The sequence below is a fragment of the Pseudoclavibacter sp. JAI123 genome (assembly GCF_013409665.1).
Taxonomy (GTDB): Bacteria; Actinomycetota; Actinomycetes; order Actinomycetales; family Microbacteriaceae; genus Pseudoclavibacter.
Genome location: NZ_JACCCM010000001.1, coordinates 1,757,594 through 1,772,611, shown reverse-complemented (window position 1 = coordinate 1,772,611; position 15,018 = coordinate 1,757,594). Strand labels below are relative to the sequence as shown.

General features: G+C 68.6%; 11 protein-coding genes. 3 read left to right on the top strand and 8 right to left on the bottom strand.

Going from position 1 to position 15,018, the window contains the following annotated elements; all coding sequences use genetic code 11:
• Window positions 1-36: 36 nt before the first annotated feature.
• Genes HDC34_RS08325 through HDC34_RS08315 form a run of 3 tightly spaced genes read right to left on the bottom strand, consistent with a single transcriptional unit; the run spans window position 37 to window position 2,305 of the window.
• A complete protein-coding gene (locus HDC34_RS08325; RefSeq protein ID WP_179556527.1) occupies window positions 37-759 on the bottom strand; it encodes a uracil-DNA glycosylase in 723 nt (240 codons plus the stop codon).
• The gene (locus tag HDC34_RS08320; RefSeq protein WP_179556526.1) at window positions 756-1,487 is read right to left on the bottom strand and encodes a Type 1 glutamine amidotransferase-like domain-containing protein; all 732 of its coding nucleotides are present in this window, start codon (window positions 1,485-1,487) and stop codon (window positions 756-758) included. The genes HDC34_RS08325 and HDC34_RS08320 overlap by 4 nt, the downstream gene beginning before the upstream one ends.
• Complete coding sequence (locus HDC34_RS08315; protein WP_179556525.1) at window positions 1,484-2,305, bottom strand: SDR family oxidoreductase; 822 nt, start codon at window positions 2,303-2,305, stop codon at window positions 1,484-1,486. The genes HDC34_RS08320 and HDC34_RS08315 overlap by 4 nt, the downstream gene beginning before the upstream one ends.
• 144 nt (window positions 2,306-2,449) lie before the next feature.
• On the opposite strand from HDC34_RS08315, the gene HDC34_RS08310 reads away from it, so the two are divergent.
• Both HDC34_RS08310 and HDC34_RS08305 read left to right on the top strand, forming a co-directional pair.
• Window positions 2,450-3,739 carry a bifunctional o-acetylhomoserine/o-acetylserine sulfhydrylase gene (locus tag HDC34_RS08310; RefSeq protein ID WP_179556524.1) on the top strand — a complete coding sequence of 430 codons (1,290 nt, stop codon included), beginning with the start codon at window positions 2,450-2,452 and terminating at the stop codon, window positions 3,737-3,739.
• 28 nt (window positions 3,740-3,767) lie between these two features.
• Window positions 3,768-4,976, top strand: a complete 1,209-nt coding sequence (locus HDC34_RS08305) for a homoserine O-acetyltransferase (protein WP_179556523.1) — start codon at window positions 3,768-3,770, stop codon at window positions 4,974-4,976.
• Here the strand turns inward: HDC34_RS08305 and HDC34_RS08300 are convergent.
• The 5 genes from HDC34_RS08300 to HDC34_RS08280 all read right to left on the bottom strand — a co-directional run bounded on the left by HDC34_RS08300 (window position 4,869) and on the right by HDC34_RS08280 (window position 11,141).
• Entirely contained in the window at window positions 4,869-6,224 is a 1,356-nt protein-coding gene (locus HDC34_RS08300; protein ID WP_179556522.1) for a glycosyltransferase 87 family protein, read from the bottom strand. The genes HDC34_RS08305 and HDC34_RS08300 overlap by 108 nt on opposite strands.
• 20 nt (window positions 6,225-6,244) lie before the next feature.
• Entirely contained in the window at window positions 6,245-7,180 is a 936-nt protein-coding gene (locus HDC34_RS08295; protein WP_179556521.1) for an ADP/ATP-dependent (S)-NAD(P)H-hydrate dehydratase, read from the bottom strand.
• Between the two features lie 66 nt (window positions 7,181-7,246).
• The gene (locus tag HDC34_RS08290; protein ID WP_104312175.1) at window positions 7,247-8,290 is read right to left on the bottom strand and encodes a hemolysin family protein; all 1,044 of its coding nucleotides are present in this window, start codon (window positions 8,288-8,290) and stop codon (window positions 7,247-7,249) included.
• Entirely contained in the window at window positions 8,283-9,629 is a 1,347-nt protein-coding gene (locus tag HDC34_RS08285) for a hemolysin family protein (protein ID WP_104312176.1), read from the bottom strand. The genes HDC34_RS08290 and HDC34_RS08285 overlap by 8 nt, the downstream gene beginning before the upstream one ends.
• Window positions 9,630-9,701: 72 nt before the next feature.
• The gene (locus tag HDC34_RS08280; protein WP_179556520.1) at window positions 9,702-11,141 is read right to left on the bottom strand and encodes a GuaB1 family IMP dehydrogenase-related protein; all 1,440 of its coding nucleotides are present in this window, start codon (window positions 11,139-11,141) and stop codon (window positions 9,702-9,704) included.
• 144 nt (window positions 11,142-11,285) lie between these two features.
• Between HDC34_RS08280 and HDC34_RS08275 the strand changes: the two genes are divergently transcribed.
• Window positions 11,286-14,999, top strand: coding sequence for a multifunctional oxoglutarate decarboxylase/oxoglutarate dehydrogenase thiamine pyrophosphate-binding subunit/dihydrolipoyllysine-residue succinyltransferase subunit (locus tag HDC34_RS08275; RefSeq protein ID WP_104312178.1), 3,714 nt, complete (start codon window positions 11,286-11,288; stop codon window positions 14,997-14,999).
• Window positions 15,000-15,018: the final 19 nt, after the last annotated feature.

Below are 15,018 nucleotides of genomic sequence, written 5' to 3'. Positions count from 1 at the left end.
TCGAGGAACGGGCACGTCGCGCCCTGGCGGGACGAGTCAGAAGAGAGAGGGCTGCGAGACGACGCTGTCCGTCGTCTCGACACGCCAGTCGACGGGAGCCGCTCCCTGGTCACGGAGGAGCTCGTTGGCCCTGGAGAATGGCCGCGAGCCGAAGAACCCCCTGGATGCGGACAGCGGGCTAGGGTGCGGGCTCTCGATGCGTGGAGTATCGCCCAGCATCGGGCCGAGGGCCTGTGCGTCCTTGCCCCACAGGATCGCGACGAGCGGCGACTGCCTGGCGACGAGCGCCGTGATCGCGGCGTCGGTGACCGCCTGCCAGCCGAGGCTGCGATGCGACCCCGCTGCCCCTGGGGAGACCGTGAGCACCCGGTTCAGCAGGAGGACACCCTGCTCGCTCCAGCGGGAGAGGTCGCCGCTCGCGGCCGGCTCGATGCCGAGGTCGTCGTGCAGCTCCCGGTAGATGTTGGCGAGGCTGCGCGGGAGCGGCCGCACGTGCGAGTCGGTGGCGAACGAGAGGCCGATGGGGTGTCCGGGCGTCGGGTACGGATCCTGACCGACGATCAGCACTCGCACCTGATCCAAGGGCTGGGTAAAGGCTCGTAAGACGTGCTCTGCGGCGGGAAGGAATCCGCGGCCGGCCTCGACCTCCGCCTCGAGGCATCGCTCGATCCGGGCAAGTGCGCCCGCCTCCGGTTCGAGCGCCCTGGCCCAGCCCTGCTCGAGTCGCCCCAGGTCAGCGAGGCCCGCTGGCACGGTCATCCGGAAGCGCGACTGGACGAGACCGTGACGCCGCCCTCTGCCGCAGTGAGCTGCCAGACGCTGCCCGAGCCGAGGATCTCGAGTGCGCCCTCCCCCACCTTTAGAACCGTGTCCTCGTCGATGGCGAGGATGCGCTCAGCCAGCCCCGCCTCGATGCTCGCTGCGCATAGCGCGACGAGACCCCACTGCGCTGCGTGCGCCTCGATGGTCAGGTCGACCAACCCGAGTCCCGCCTCGAGCGTCACCTCGTCGAGCCGCTCACCGGACTCCTCGGGAGCCACGGGCACGCCACCGATGCGCCAACCCCCGATGATGGCCTCATCGGCCGCGATCGCCGCCCCGGCGGAGTAGCCGAGGTACGACACGCCCTCGCTGACGAGGCGACGCACGTCCGTCGCGAGCGGGGCCAACGCGGCCAGATAGGCGGGCGTGTGCCCACCGGCGACGAGGATGGCGTGCGCCGTCGAGAAGCTCGCGAGGTCGATCTCGTCGAGCGGTTCGCCGGCCTCGGTGCTGCGCGCGAGCACCGGCGTGGCGAGGACGCCGGGGTCGAGCGAGCGCAGACGATCGGCGAACCAGTCCGCGATGGGTCGGGGTGCCTCCCCGACCGCGATGATCGCGATGACGGGAGTCTCGCCGCCAGCCCGCAGCCGTGCGTCGCTTGCGAGCTGGGAGAGCGCGAGCTCCACCCCCGGTCCGTCGCCGCCGCCAACCAGGAAGATGCTCATTCGCTCGACTCCTTCGCCGTGTCCTTCATCTCGAGACGCCCACGATGCAACTGGAACTGCTCTCGCTGGGCCACCGGCCGCACGATGAGCTCGTCGACGTTGACGTGCCCGGGCAGCTGCAGTGCAAGCTGGATGGTCGCAGCGATGTCGTCGGCTGTGAGCGGATGGTCGACACCCTCGTAGAGCTTCGCGGCCGACTCCTCGTCACCGCGCATCCGCTTGAGCGTGAACTCATCGGTGTGCACCATGCCGGGCGCGATGTCGATGACGCGGATGGGCTCGCCGCCGAGCTCGAGTCGGAGCACGCCGATCATCGCCGCCTCCGCCGCCTTGACCGCGACGTACCCTCCGCCACCCTGGTAGATGACTCGCCCTGCCGTCGACGTGACGGTGACGATGTCGGCGTGCGGGAACTCGTCCTGGCTGCTCGCGGCGGAGGCGCGCAGGAGCGGCAGCAACGCCGTGATGACGCGCTTGGTGCCGAGAACGTTCAGGTCGAACATCCGCTGCCAGTCATCGATGCGGCTCTCCTCGACGCTCTCGGTGCCGAACGCCCCGCCCGCGACGTTCACCAGCGCCTCGACCACGCCGAGCTGGGCCGCGCGATCCCGCAGCTCGGCGACGAACGCATCGCTCGTGATGTCGCCAGCGAGCACCTCTGCCCCGGTCTCGGCGGCGAGCTCGTCGAGCCGATCCGCACGACGAGCCGTCGCGAGCACCGTCCGCCCTGCGGCGCGCAGGGATCTGACCGTCGAACGGCCGATCCCGCTGCTCGCTCCCGTGACCACGACCACACGCGTTCTCTGTTGTTCAGGCATGCCTCCATCGTGGCATGCGCGCATGTCGCGAACGCTCAACGCGTGACGATTTGTGTCCCGTTCCGTTGCCCCCCAGTGCTCCCACTGCCACACTCGGTGCCACCCGACAGTCCAGTCGGGTCGCAGCCGACCCGGAGGCTACCTATGACCCAGAGCTTCGAGACCAGGCAGATCCATGCCGGTTCCGCCCCAGACCCGACGACCAACGCGGTGGTCACCCCCATCTATCAGACGACCTCGTACGTGTTCGACGACGCACAGCACGCGGCCGACCTGTTCTCCCTCTCCCGCGCGGGCAACATCTACACGCGCATCACCAACCCGACAACGGCCGTGCTCGAGGCCCGGATCGCCGACCTCGAGGGCGGCAGCGGCGCCCTCGCCCTCGCCTCTGGCCAGGCCGCTGAGACCTTCGCGATCCTGAACATCGCCGGAGCCGGCGACCACATCGTGTCCTCCACCTCCATCTACGGGGGCACGTTCAACCTCTTCAAGTACACGTTCGCCAAGCTCGGCATCGACGTCACGTTCGTCGAGGACCAGAACAACCCGGACGCCTGGCGGGCCGCCGCCAAGGAGAACACGAAGCTCTTCTTCGGCGAGACGATCGGCAACCCCGCCGTGAACATCCTCGACATCGAGACCGTCGCGAACGTCGCACACGAGGTCGGCGTGCCCCTCATCGTCGACAACACCATCGCGACGCCCTACCTCATCCGCCCCTTCGAGCACGGGGCCGACATCGTCGTCCACTCCGCCACGAAGTTCCTCGGCGGCCACGGCGCCGTCATCGGCGGCATCATCGTCGACGGTGGCAGCTTCCCGTGGGATGAGCACAAGGCCCGCTTCCCCGGCCTCTCCGAGCCAGACCCGAGCTACGACGGACTGAGCTACACGGGCGCCCTGGGCAACGCGAACGCCTTCCACACGAAGGCCCGCGTGCAGCTCCTGCGCGACATCGGCGCATCCATCGCCCCCGCGTCCTCCTGGCAGATCCTCCAGGGCGTGGAGACGCTCAGCCTCCGCATGGAACGCCACGTGTCCAACGCGACCGCCATCGCGAGCTGGCTGCAGGGCAACGCGGAAGTGCAGAACGTGAACTACGCGGGACTCGAGTCCAGCCCGTGGAACGCGTTCGCGAAGCGCTACGCCCCCAACGGCGCAGGCGCGATCCTCTCGTTCGAGCTCCGCGGAGGCGTCGAAGCCGGCCGCAAGCTCGTCGAGCGCGTCCAGCTCTTCAGCCACCTGGCGAACATCGGCGACGTGCGCAGCCTCATCGTGCACCCGCCGTCGACGACGCACTCGCAGCTGACGCCAGAGCAGCTGCTCGCCTCGGGCATCAACCCTGGACTCGTGCGCCTGTCGGTCGGTCTCGAGAACGTCGACGACCTCATCGCGGACCTCGCGCAGGCACTCGACTCCCTCCGCGCGTAGGCGCGGAATTGCCCGTAGCCTGGCGCTGATGGACTGGACAGATCACGGAATCTCGCCGCCGAGCGGCAGAATCCCGAACGACGAACTGCGGGCGGCCTCGTTGAGGCCGCCCGCCTCCGGCGCGTGGCGCGACGGCGACGATGTCGGCGACCGCCAATTCGCGTGGCTCGGGGCCTTCAGCCCAGAGCACGGAGGCGAGCTGCCGCTCATCAGACTCGCCTACGAGACCTGGGGCACGCTGAACGCCGACAGGTCGAACGCGATCCTCGTCCTCCACGCGCTCACCGGCGACTCCCACGTCGAAGGGCAGCTCGGCCCAGGGCACCCCACCGCCGGCTGGTGGCCCGGCATCATCGGCCCGGGGGCGCCCCTCGACACGGACCGCTACTTCGTCATCGCTCCCAACATGCTCGGGGGCTGCCAGGGCTCGACGGGTCCAGCCAGCCTCGACGCACGCGGCAATGCGTACGGTGCTTCGTTCCCCGTCCTGACAATCCGCGACCAGGTGCGCGCTCAGGCCCTGCTCGCCGACCAGCTCGGCATCTCGACGTTCGCGGCCGTCATCGGCGGCTCCATGGGCGGCATGCACGCGCTCGAATGGGGCATCATGCACCCCGACCGCACGCAGCGGCTCATCGTGATGAGCGCGCCAGCCGCGTCGGACGCGCAGACCATCGCGCAGAACACGCTGCAGATCGATGCCATCAGGCTCGACCCGAACTTCAACGACGGCGACTACGCGGACGAGCCCGCCGGCTTCGGGCCGCACCGGGGACTCGCCCTGGCGCGGCGGCTCGCCATGCTCAACTACCGCTCGGGCACTGAGCTCGACGACCGTTTCGGCCGCAGCTGGCAGTCGAACCTCAGCCCTGAGCAGGACGAGGGCCGCTACGCCGTCGAGTCCTACCTCGACTTCCACGGCAATCGGTTCACGCGTCGATTCGACGCCAACAGCTACATCACGCTGCTCACGGCGATGAGCTCGCACAACGTCGGCCGTGACCGTGGCGGGGTGGATGCGGCCCTCGGGCGCGTCACGGCATCAACCATGGTCATCGGCATCTCCACCGATGTGCTGTTCCCGCCGGAGACGCAGCACCGCATCGCGGCCGGCGTGCCGAACAGCTACTCAGGTGACCGGGCCGTCACGATTCGATCGAACTTCGGCCACGACGGGTTCCTGCTGGAGATCCATCACGTCGGCGACGCGATCCGCTCGATGCTCGCCAACGGCTGACCTCGCCGCCGTGGGCGCGGCACGCCTGCTGCGCGGCCACATGGCCCACAGCGCCCAGACGAGCAGCACCACCAGGAGGCCGTTTCGCCCGGCGAGGAGGGCCACGCCCGCGGCGTGGGCGTCGGTCACGAAGTTGTAGTTGCCGGGGTAGATGACCTGCGTCAGCCAGGCGATGCACAGCGCGATCCCCGCAGGCAGCGCGAACCGCCTGACATCCACGATGAGGCCGAACACGATGACCGGCGCCAGCCAGGTGATGAACTGCGGTGACCCGACCTTGTTGAAGACGATGAACGAGAGCACAAGCGCGAGCGAGAGCGCCGGGAACAACCGGGTGAACGGCATCCCCCGGCGCTTGGAGACGAGCGCGAGCAGGACCACGCCGAGCACGGCCACGGCCAGCACCGGAGTGAGCAGTGCGCTGACGAACTCGGTGCCGGGCCCGTAGACCTGGAAGGTCAGGATCTCCATGGAGTAGGAAGCGCTGTAGCCGGGCACCTGCATCGAGGCCAGCCACATGGGCACGGTCGCCGCGACCGCCTCGACCTGGAGCCCACGGCCGGTCTGCTCGGTCACGAAGGAGAGCACGTTCGATCCCCCACCGAGAGCGAACGCCGGAATGAGCACGGCGGCGCAGACGACGAGAGCGCCCGCCACGAGCCAGAGGCGGTACCGCAGCACGATGAAGGCGGCCGCGAACACGGCGGCCGGCCAGATCTTGAGCCAGGCCCCGAAGGTGAGGAGCGCACCCGCGATCTCCGGCCTTCGTCGGAGCGACAGGAGCGCGAGGAGCGCGATGGGGACGCTGATTGCGTCGATCCGCCCGAGGGCGACGGGACCGAGCAGCGCCATCAGGATGAGCCACCACCAGGCAGCCACCTGCCGGAGGCGAGCGTCGCGCGACGACGGCCGCCAGAGCGTCAGGGCCGCGAACGCCACCGCATTGCCCGCCGTGACCACGAGCAGCCAGCCGAGACCGTAGTTCGCCTGCCCGCCCACCACGTCGGCGAGCAGCATCGGGAGCAGCGACGGCAGCGGATACACGAACGTCGCGTCGATGCCGGGCACCTGCCCCTGCTGCGCCTGATCCACCCACCCGCGGTACACCTGGAAGACGTCGCCCATCGGGTTCGAGAGCGAGTAGAGGTTCACGAGGATCAGCACGTAGTGCACGCCGGCGAAGGCCAGCCAGAGCGTCACGATCGAGAGAGGGCCTCGCCAGTGACGGGCGATCCACGACGTAGTCATGCGGGACAAGCTACCCCAGCTCAGGCGTGGATCTTGGACGCCACGAGTGCGCCGACCAGCCGAGGCAGGACTGCGGTCGCGTCGCTCGCCCTGATGGGAGAGCCGGGCCCGTGCCGCTGGAGCTGGTCGATGGGCGCAAGGAGGTCGGCCGCGGCGGCCGAGTTGCCCGCGTTGATCTGCGAGGCGAACCAGCCGGCGCGCGCGTGCAGCCAGACGGCGGCGGCGGCGAGCTGCTGGGGCTCTGGCTGCTCGCTGACCTCGCGCTTGGAGGCGACGGCGCTCAGCGCCCCCATGGCGCCCGCGAGCACGTCTCCGGTGCCTGCAGTCGCGAGCCAGGCGCCGGGCGCATCCACGATGATCGTGGGGCCGTCACCTGCGATGTGGGTGCGGTGCCCTTTGAGCACAAGCGTGCATCCGAGGCGGTCGGTGACGAGGCGGACGGCCTGCTCCGGCTCCTTGATGACGTCGCTCGCATGCACCTCGGTGTTCTCGAGCTTCGTGATGAGCGCTGCGAGCTCAGCCGCGTGCGGTGTGAGGATGCACCGGCGCACATGGTGCCCGCCGAGGACGCGCTTGGCGATCTGCCCGAGGGCCCCCGAGTCGGCGATGACCGTCGCGTCGAGCTCACGCGCACGGTCAAGGGCCTCGCGTGCCTCGCTGGTGCGTCGCACGTCCTTCGGGTCCACACCGGAGCCCACGATGAGCGCGTCGAACGACGCGAGGTCGGCCACGACCTCAGGACTCTGCCATAGCACGGCCTTCGTCTCGGCCTCGCCGCCCGAGTACCGCACCATGCCGATGCCGGTCGCGAGGGCGGCTCTCGTGCCGAGCACGGCGGCGCCGGGGTAGTGCGTCGAGCCCGTGACGAACGCGGCGACGCCCCTTCGGTACTTGTGGTCGTCCTCGCGCGGCGCGAACACGCTGGCCGCGGCGTCCTGAGCTTCGAATTCCCTCACCCGGCCATCCTGGTCGCTCTTCGGCGACACGCCAAGTCGATGGAGAGGGCTCAGGGGGTCCGGACCTCAGTGTCGGGCGGTCGCATCCCGGATCTCGCCGACAAGCTCCTCGATGATGTCCTCGAGGAACAGCACGCCGCGCGTGCTGCCTTCTCGGTCGAGCACCCGCGCCAGGTGGTTGCCTGTGCGGCGCATCATCGCGAGGGCGTCCTCGAGGTCGGCCTCGTCATGGACCCCGTCGAGCGAGCGGATGCGCTTGGCCGGGATCGGCTGGTCGAACTCGCCCGGCTCGTCGAGGTCGAGCACGTCCTTCAGGTGCACGTAGCCCGCGTACCCGCCCTCGCTGTCGAGGATGATGTAGCGCGAGTAGCCGTGCTCGGAGACGGCGCGCTGCAGCATCTCCGGCGTCGCGTCCGGCGGGAGCACGACGAGCTGGTCTCCGGCGATCGCGACGGAGGCGACCTTCTTGGCCGTGAACTCGAAGGTGTTCGACAGGGTGCCCGCGCGGTCCATGAGCACCCCCTCTCGCTTCGACTGCTCGACGATCCCGGCGACCTCGTCGAAGGTGAAGGCACTGGTCGTCTCGGCCTTCGGCTCGACGCCGAAGAGGCGCAGGGTCGTGTTCGCGATGCCGTTCAGCGCCCAGATGACCGGCGCGAACAGGCGCGAGAAGAACACGAGCGGCGGCGCGAGCAGCAGGGCCGCGCGGTCGGGAACCGAGAACGAGATGTTCTTCGGCACCATCTCGCCGAGGACGACGTGCAGGTAGGAGACGACGACGAGCGCGATGACGAACGCAATGGTCGAGATCATCTCCTCGCTGAGACCCGTGGCCGACAGCGGGATCTCGAGGAGGTGGTGGAGCGCGGGCTCGGACACGTTGAGGATGAGGAGCGAGCAGACCGTGATGCCGAGCTGGCTCGTCGCGAGCATGCCGGTCGCGTGCTCCATCGCGTAGAGCGTCTGCTGGGCTGCTTTGCTGCCCCGCTCCGCCCTGGGTTCGATCTGCGAGCGCTTCGCGGAGATGACGGCGAACTCCGCCCCGACGAAGAAGGCGTTCGCCGCGAGGAGGACGACAAGCCAGGCGAGTCCAGACCAGTACTCAGCCACGGTTCTCCTTCTCGGCGTGCTGGTCGGCGAGGCGCTGCATGAGCGCCTCCCTCGACTCGTAGGACTCGTTGGGGGTGAACGCGACGCGGTCGACGCGGCGGCCCTCCATCCGCTCGACCCGGAACGTGCCGACGGGGACCTGGACCTCGTCACCCACGGCGGGGATGCGCTCGAGGGCGTTCATGATGAAGCCTGCGACCGTCTCGTACGGTCCGTCGTCGTCGAGCTCGATGTTGAGCCGGTCACGCACCTCGTCTGGTCGGAGCATGCCGTCGAACGTGGTCCGTCCCTTGGCGCGGACCACATCGAGATGTGCGCGGTCGTGCTCGTCGACGAGCTCGCCGACGATCTCCTCGACGAGGTCCTCGAGCGTCACGACGCCATTCGTGCCGCCGTACTCGTCGAGCACAACCGCCAGCTGGAAGCCGCCGGATCGCAGCTCGGCGAGCAGCGCGTCCAAGCCGAGCGTCTCGGGGACGAGCAGCGCGTCGGTCTTGATCGCCCCGACCGGCACGGAGCGCCTCCGGTCGAGCGGAAGCGAGACGGCGTTCTTGAGGTGCGCCACGCCCACGATCTCGTCGATGTCCTCACCGGTCACCGGGAAGCGCGAGTGCCCCGTCGACTTCGCGAGATCGATGAGGTCCTGCACCGGCGCGTCGACGGCGATGGACTGCACTCGAGGCCTCGGCGTCATCACATCCGCTGCGATGTGGTCGGCGAAGCGCAGCGTGCGACTCAGCAGCACGGCCCGCTCACCTTCGAGGATGCCGACGAGCGCTGAGCGCCGCACGAGGCTCGACAGCTCCTCCGCGGTGCGCGCGCCGGAGAGCTCTTCCTTCGGCTCGATGCCGACGGAGCGGATGAGTCCGTTCGCGCTGCCGTTCAGCACCGCGACCGCCGGCCTGAACACCGTCGTGAAGGCGACCTGCAGCGGGATGAGGAACTTCGCCGTCGTCCGTGGCACGGCGAGCGCGAAGTTCTTCGGGATGAGCTCGCCGACGACCATCGACAGGGCCGTCGCGATGACGATGGCCAGCACGGCTCCGACGGGGCGCACGGCGTCCTCCGGCAGTCCGACCGCGCCGAGCGGCGTCGCGAGCAGCGACGAGATCGCCGGCTCCATCGTGTAGCCGGTGAGGAGCGTGGTGAGCGTGATGCCGAGCTGCGCGCTCGAGAGGTGCGTGGACGTGTGCTTGAGCGCGTTGATCGTCGGGGTGAGGCGCTTCTCTCCTCGTTCCCGCCGCTTCTCGAGATCGTTGCGGTCGAGGTTGACGAGCGAGAACTCCGAGCCGACGAAGACGCCGGTTCCCAGGGTGAGGAGGACGCCGACCCCGAGCATGAGCCACTCGTTCACGCCACGTCACCACCCTGTCGAGCACACATATCCGAGACCCCCGTCAGCCGGCCGCGTCTACCAGGACACCGGGAGGGCCTTGCCCTCTTCGTAGCCGGCCGCCGACTGGATGCCGACCTTGGCCCGCTGGCGGAATTCGGGGAGTGAGTCAGCACCCGCGTAGGTGAACGATGAGCGGACGCCGGTCGTGATCATGTCGATCAGGTCGTCGAGCCCAGGTCGCTTGGGGTCGAGCATGATCTTTGACGACGAGATGCCCTCCGCGAAGAGGAGCTTTCGCGCGCGCTCGTAGGGCTCGAGGTCCCCGAAACGCGCTTCGACCGCCTTCGTGGATGCCATGCCGAACGACTCCTTGAACCAGTTGCCAGCATCGTCGGTCCGCACCGTTCCCGGCGCCTCGACCGTGCCGGCGAACCATGAGCCGATCATGACGGCGGACCCACCGGCGGCGAGCGCGAGGGCGACGTCACGCGGATAGCGCACTCCCCCGTCCGCCCAGACCCGCGCGCCGAGCGCGTGCGCGGTCTCCGATGTCTCCAGCACCGCGGAGAACTGCGGACGACCGACCGCGGTCATCATGCGCGTGGTGCACATGGCGCCGGGGCCGACGCCGACCTTGATGATGCTCGCCCCCGCCGAGACGAGGTCGTGGACGCCGCTTCCGGAGACGACGTTGCCCGCGACGATCGGAACGCCGAGCTCCGCCCCACGCACCGCCTCGATCGCTCGCAGCATGCTGCCCTGATGTCCGTGCGCGGTATCCAGGACCAGCACATCGGCGCCGGCCTCGACAAGCGCGCGTGCACGCTCGAGCGCGTTGCGCGACACGCCGACGGCGACCGCGACACGAAGGCGCCCCTGAGCATCCAGCGCCGGCTGGTAGATCGTGCTGCGCAGCGCGCCGCTTGCCGTGACCGTCGCGATCTCACCACGCTCGGTCCGCACGGGCGCGAAGCTCTCGCCAGCCTCGGCGAAGGAGTTGAAGACCGCGCGGGAGTCGCGGGCGAGGGCCAGCGGCACCTCGTCGACGAAGTGGTGGCTCAGATCGGCCAGCACGGCGTCGCTCGGGACACGCGCCAGCGTCGACGCCTGCAGTACACCGAGCACCTCCCCATCGGGAGCCAGCACGGAGACCCCGAACCCGGCGACGGGCGGGACGATTTCGAGCACCGCGCCCACCGTCACGTCGCCCGACGCGGTGAAGGGCGTGTCGAGGACCGGGTCCTGCGATTTAACCCAGGCGATCGCGGTCTGCAGAGCCTCGAGGGACATGTCCTGCGGCAGCACGCCGAGACCGCCTCGCCGTGCGATGGCCGCCGCCATGCGGGGACCGGTCACCGCGTTCATGTTCGAGGCGACCAGCGGGATCGTCATGCCGGTGCCGTCATCCGGGGCGAGCGAGACATTCAGCCTCGATCCCACATCCGACCTGCTCGGAATCAGGAAGACGTCCGAGTACGTGAGCTCGTGGTGTGGGGCGGGACCAGAGAAGTGCATGGCCTCCAGAATACGTTGCCCAGACGCCGAACCGGCCACTTTCGCGCAGAGCGCTCGCCAAGGGCGTTAGGCTGGTCACTCGATGGGGCCGCCGCCCAGATTCGGCGTGTCCCGCATCAACAGACGAACGCGAGACAAACTCAGGTGGCGAGTCATTTGACCAGTGCGGGTACAGACGAAGCAAAGTCCGATTTCGGAGCCAACGATTGGCTCGTCGAAGAGATGTACGAGAAGTACGTCAAGGACCCGAAGAGTGTCGACGAGGCCTGGTGGCCGACACTCGAGCAGTACGCCAAGCAGCAGACCGCTGCCCCGGCGAAGACGGCACCGGCAGCCCAGCCCGCGAAGGCGCAGGCAGCTCCAGCCGCTGAGGCAGAGGCGAAGAAGCCGGCCGCCGACGGCGAAGCGCGAAAGCAGGCGAAGACCACTGCCGCGGCCCCGCAGGAGAAGCTCATCCCCGCGGATGCGCCGGCAGCTGACAAGGAGAAGGCGCCGTCACGCGAGAACATCGTGTCGCCGCTGAAGGGCATGGCGAAGGCCATCGCCAAGAACATGGACATCTCGCTGCAGGTGCCGACCGCGACGAGCTACCGCGAGATCCCTGCGAAGCTCATGATCGACAACCGCATCGTCATCAACAACCACCTTCGCCGCACCCGCGGCGGCAAGGTCTCGTTCACGCACCTCATCGGCTGGGCCCTCGTGAAGGCGCTCATCAAGTTCCCGAGCATGAACGTCTACTACGACGAGGTCGACGGCAAGCCATCCGCCATCGAACCCGCCCACGTCAACCTCGGCATCGCGATCGACGTGCCGAAGCCCGACGGAACCCGCGCCCTCGTGGTCCCGAGCATCAAGCAGGCCGAGACGCTCAACTTCCGCGAGTTCCTCGGCGCGTACGAGGAGCTCATCAAGCGCGGTCGCCAGAACAAGCTCAGCGGCGACGACTACGCGGGCACGACGATCTCGCTCACGAACCCGGGCGGAATGGGCACCCTGCAGTCCGTCCCGAGGCTCATGAAGGGCCAGGGAGCGATCATCGGCGCCGGCGCCCTCGACTACCCGGCCCCCTACCAGGGAATGGCGCAGCACGTCCTCGACGATCTCGCCATCTCCAAGCGCCTCACGATCTCGAGCACGTACGACCACCGCGTCATCCAGGGCGCTGGCTCCGGCGAGTTCCTGAAGATCGTGCACGAGCACCTCACGGGCCAGCACAACTTCTACGAAGAGATCTTCGCGTCGCTGCGCATCCCGTACAAGCCCGTCGTGTGGTCGCAGGACGTCCACGTCGACCTCGCCGCCGCCATCAACAAGACGGCTCGCGTGCAGCAGCTCATCAACATGTACCGCGTGCGCGGCCACATGATGGCTGACATCGACCCGCTGCAGTACGTGCAGCGCACGCACCCGGACCTCGAGATCGAGAACCACGGGCTCACGTTCTGGGACCTCGAGCGCGAGTTCGTCGCGGACGGGTTCGGCGGAAGCCAGCGGATGCTCAAGCTCCGCGACATCCTCGGCATCCTCCGCGACTCCTACTGCCGCACCATCGGCATCGAGTACATGCACATCCAGGACCCGGAGCAGCGCGCCTGGTTCCAGGACGAGCTGGAGCACCCGTACACGAAGCCCACGCACGAAGAGCAGATGCGCATCCTCAACAAGCTCAACGAGGCTGAGGCGTTCGAGACGTTCCTGCAGACGAAGTACGTCGGCCAGAAGCGCTTCTCGCTCGAGGGTTCCGAGTCGGTCATCTCCCTGCTCGACACGATCATCCAGGGTGCCGCCGAGGAAGACCTCGACGAGGTCGCGATCGGCATGGCCCACCGCGGCCGCCTCAACGTGCTCACCAACATCGCCGGCAAGACGTACGGCCAGATCTTCCGCGAGTTCGAGGGTGTGCAGTCCAGCTCGGGCCGCGGCAACTCGGGCGATGTGAAGTACCACCTCGGCATCGAGGGAACGTTCACGGCCGCCTCCGGCGCGACGATCCCGGTCTACCTCGCCGCCAACCCCTCGCACCTCGAGGCCGTCAATGGCGTGCTCGAGGGCATCGTGCGCGGCAAGCTCGACCGCAAGGCCGACGGCCGGGATGCGGTTCTGCCGATCCTCATCCACGGTGACGCCGCCATGGCGGGTCAGGGCGTCGTCTACGAGACGATGCAGATGTCGCAGCTCCGCGCCTACCGCACGGGCGGCACGATCCACGTGAACATCAACAACCAGGTCGGCTTCACGACGACGCCTCGCGACGCCCGTTCGTCGATGTACTCGACCGATGTGGCCAAGGCCATCTCGGCTCCCGTGTTCCACGTGAACGGCGACGACCCCGAGTCCGTGGCGCGCGTCGCCGAGCTCGCGTTCGCCTACCGCCAGCGCTTCAAGCGCGACGTGGTCATCGACCTCATCTCCTACCGCCGCCGCGGCCACAACGAGGGCGACGACCCCTCGATGACGCAGCCCCTCATGTACAACCTCATCGAGGCGAAGCGCTCCGTGCGCAAGCTGTACGCCGAGGCGCTCGTCGGACGTGGCGACATCACACAGGACGAGTTCGACGCGGCGCAGAAGGACTTCCACGACCGCCTCGAGCGCGCCTTCGCGGAGACGCACCAGGCCCAGACGCAGTCGACCCCGATCTCGGCCGCCGAGCTCTCAGCAGTGGGCTCCCGCGAGGAGAACCACCGTTCCGAGCCGGAGTCGACGGCTGTCGCCCGCGAGGTCATCGAGACCATCGGCGACGCGCACGGGAACCCGCCAGAGGGCTTCTCGGTGCACACGAAGCTCAAGGCCGTGCTGTCGAAGCGCGAGCAGATGAGCCGCGAAGGCGGCATCGACTGGGCCTTCGGCGAGCTCCTCGCCCTCGGCTCGCTGCTCATGGAGGGCACGCCCGTGCGCATGTCCGGCCAGGACTCGCGCCGCGGGACGTTCGTGCAGCGTCACGCGCTCTTCCACGATCGCCTCAACGGCCAGAACTGGCTGCCGCTCTCCAACCTGAGCGACAACCAGGCACCCATCTCGATCTACGACTCGTTCCTGAGCGAGTACGCGGTGCTCGGCTTCGAGTACGGCTACTCGGTTGAGCGTCCCGACGCGCTTGTCCTCTGGGAGGCACAGTTCGGTGACTTCGTGAACGGCGCACAGACCATCATCGACGAGTTCATCTCGGCGTCCGAGCAGAAGTGGAACCAGCGCTCGAGCGTCGTGCTGCTGCTCCCCCACGGCTACGAGGGTCAGGGTCCCGACCACTCCTCGGCGCGCATCGAGCGCTTCCTCACGCTCGCGGCAGAGGAGAACATGACGGTCGCGATGCCATCGACGCCCGCGTCGCACTTCCACCTGCTACGCCGTCAGGCCTACGCGCGTCCGCGCAAGCCGCTCGTGATCTTCACGCCGAAGTCGATGCTGCGCCTGCGCAGCGCCGTCTCGCCGGTCGAGGACTTCACGAACGGCGCGTTCCGGCCCGTCCTGGACGACGAGCGCATCACCGACAAGGCCGCGGTTCGGCGCGTCGTGCTGCACGCCGGCAAGCTGCACTACGACCTCCGTGCGGAGCTCGACAAGCGCGAGGACTCGACGGTCGCCCTGGTGCGGCTCGAGCAGTTCTACCCGATGCCGGGCGAGGAGATCAACCGCATCCTCGCCGAGTACCCGAACGCGGAGATCATCTACGCGCAGGACGAGCCGGAGAACCAGGGTGCTTGGCCCTTCATCCGCACGCACCTCGCGCCGATGCTCGAAGGACGCACGATCCGCGCGGTCACCCGCCCGGAGTCGTCGGCACCTTCGGTCGGCACGATGAAGGCGCACCAGCGTCAGCAGGCCGAGCTCATCGAGGGAGTGCTGGCCGACTAGGCAGGTCCTCCGCGAACGC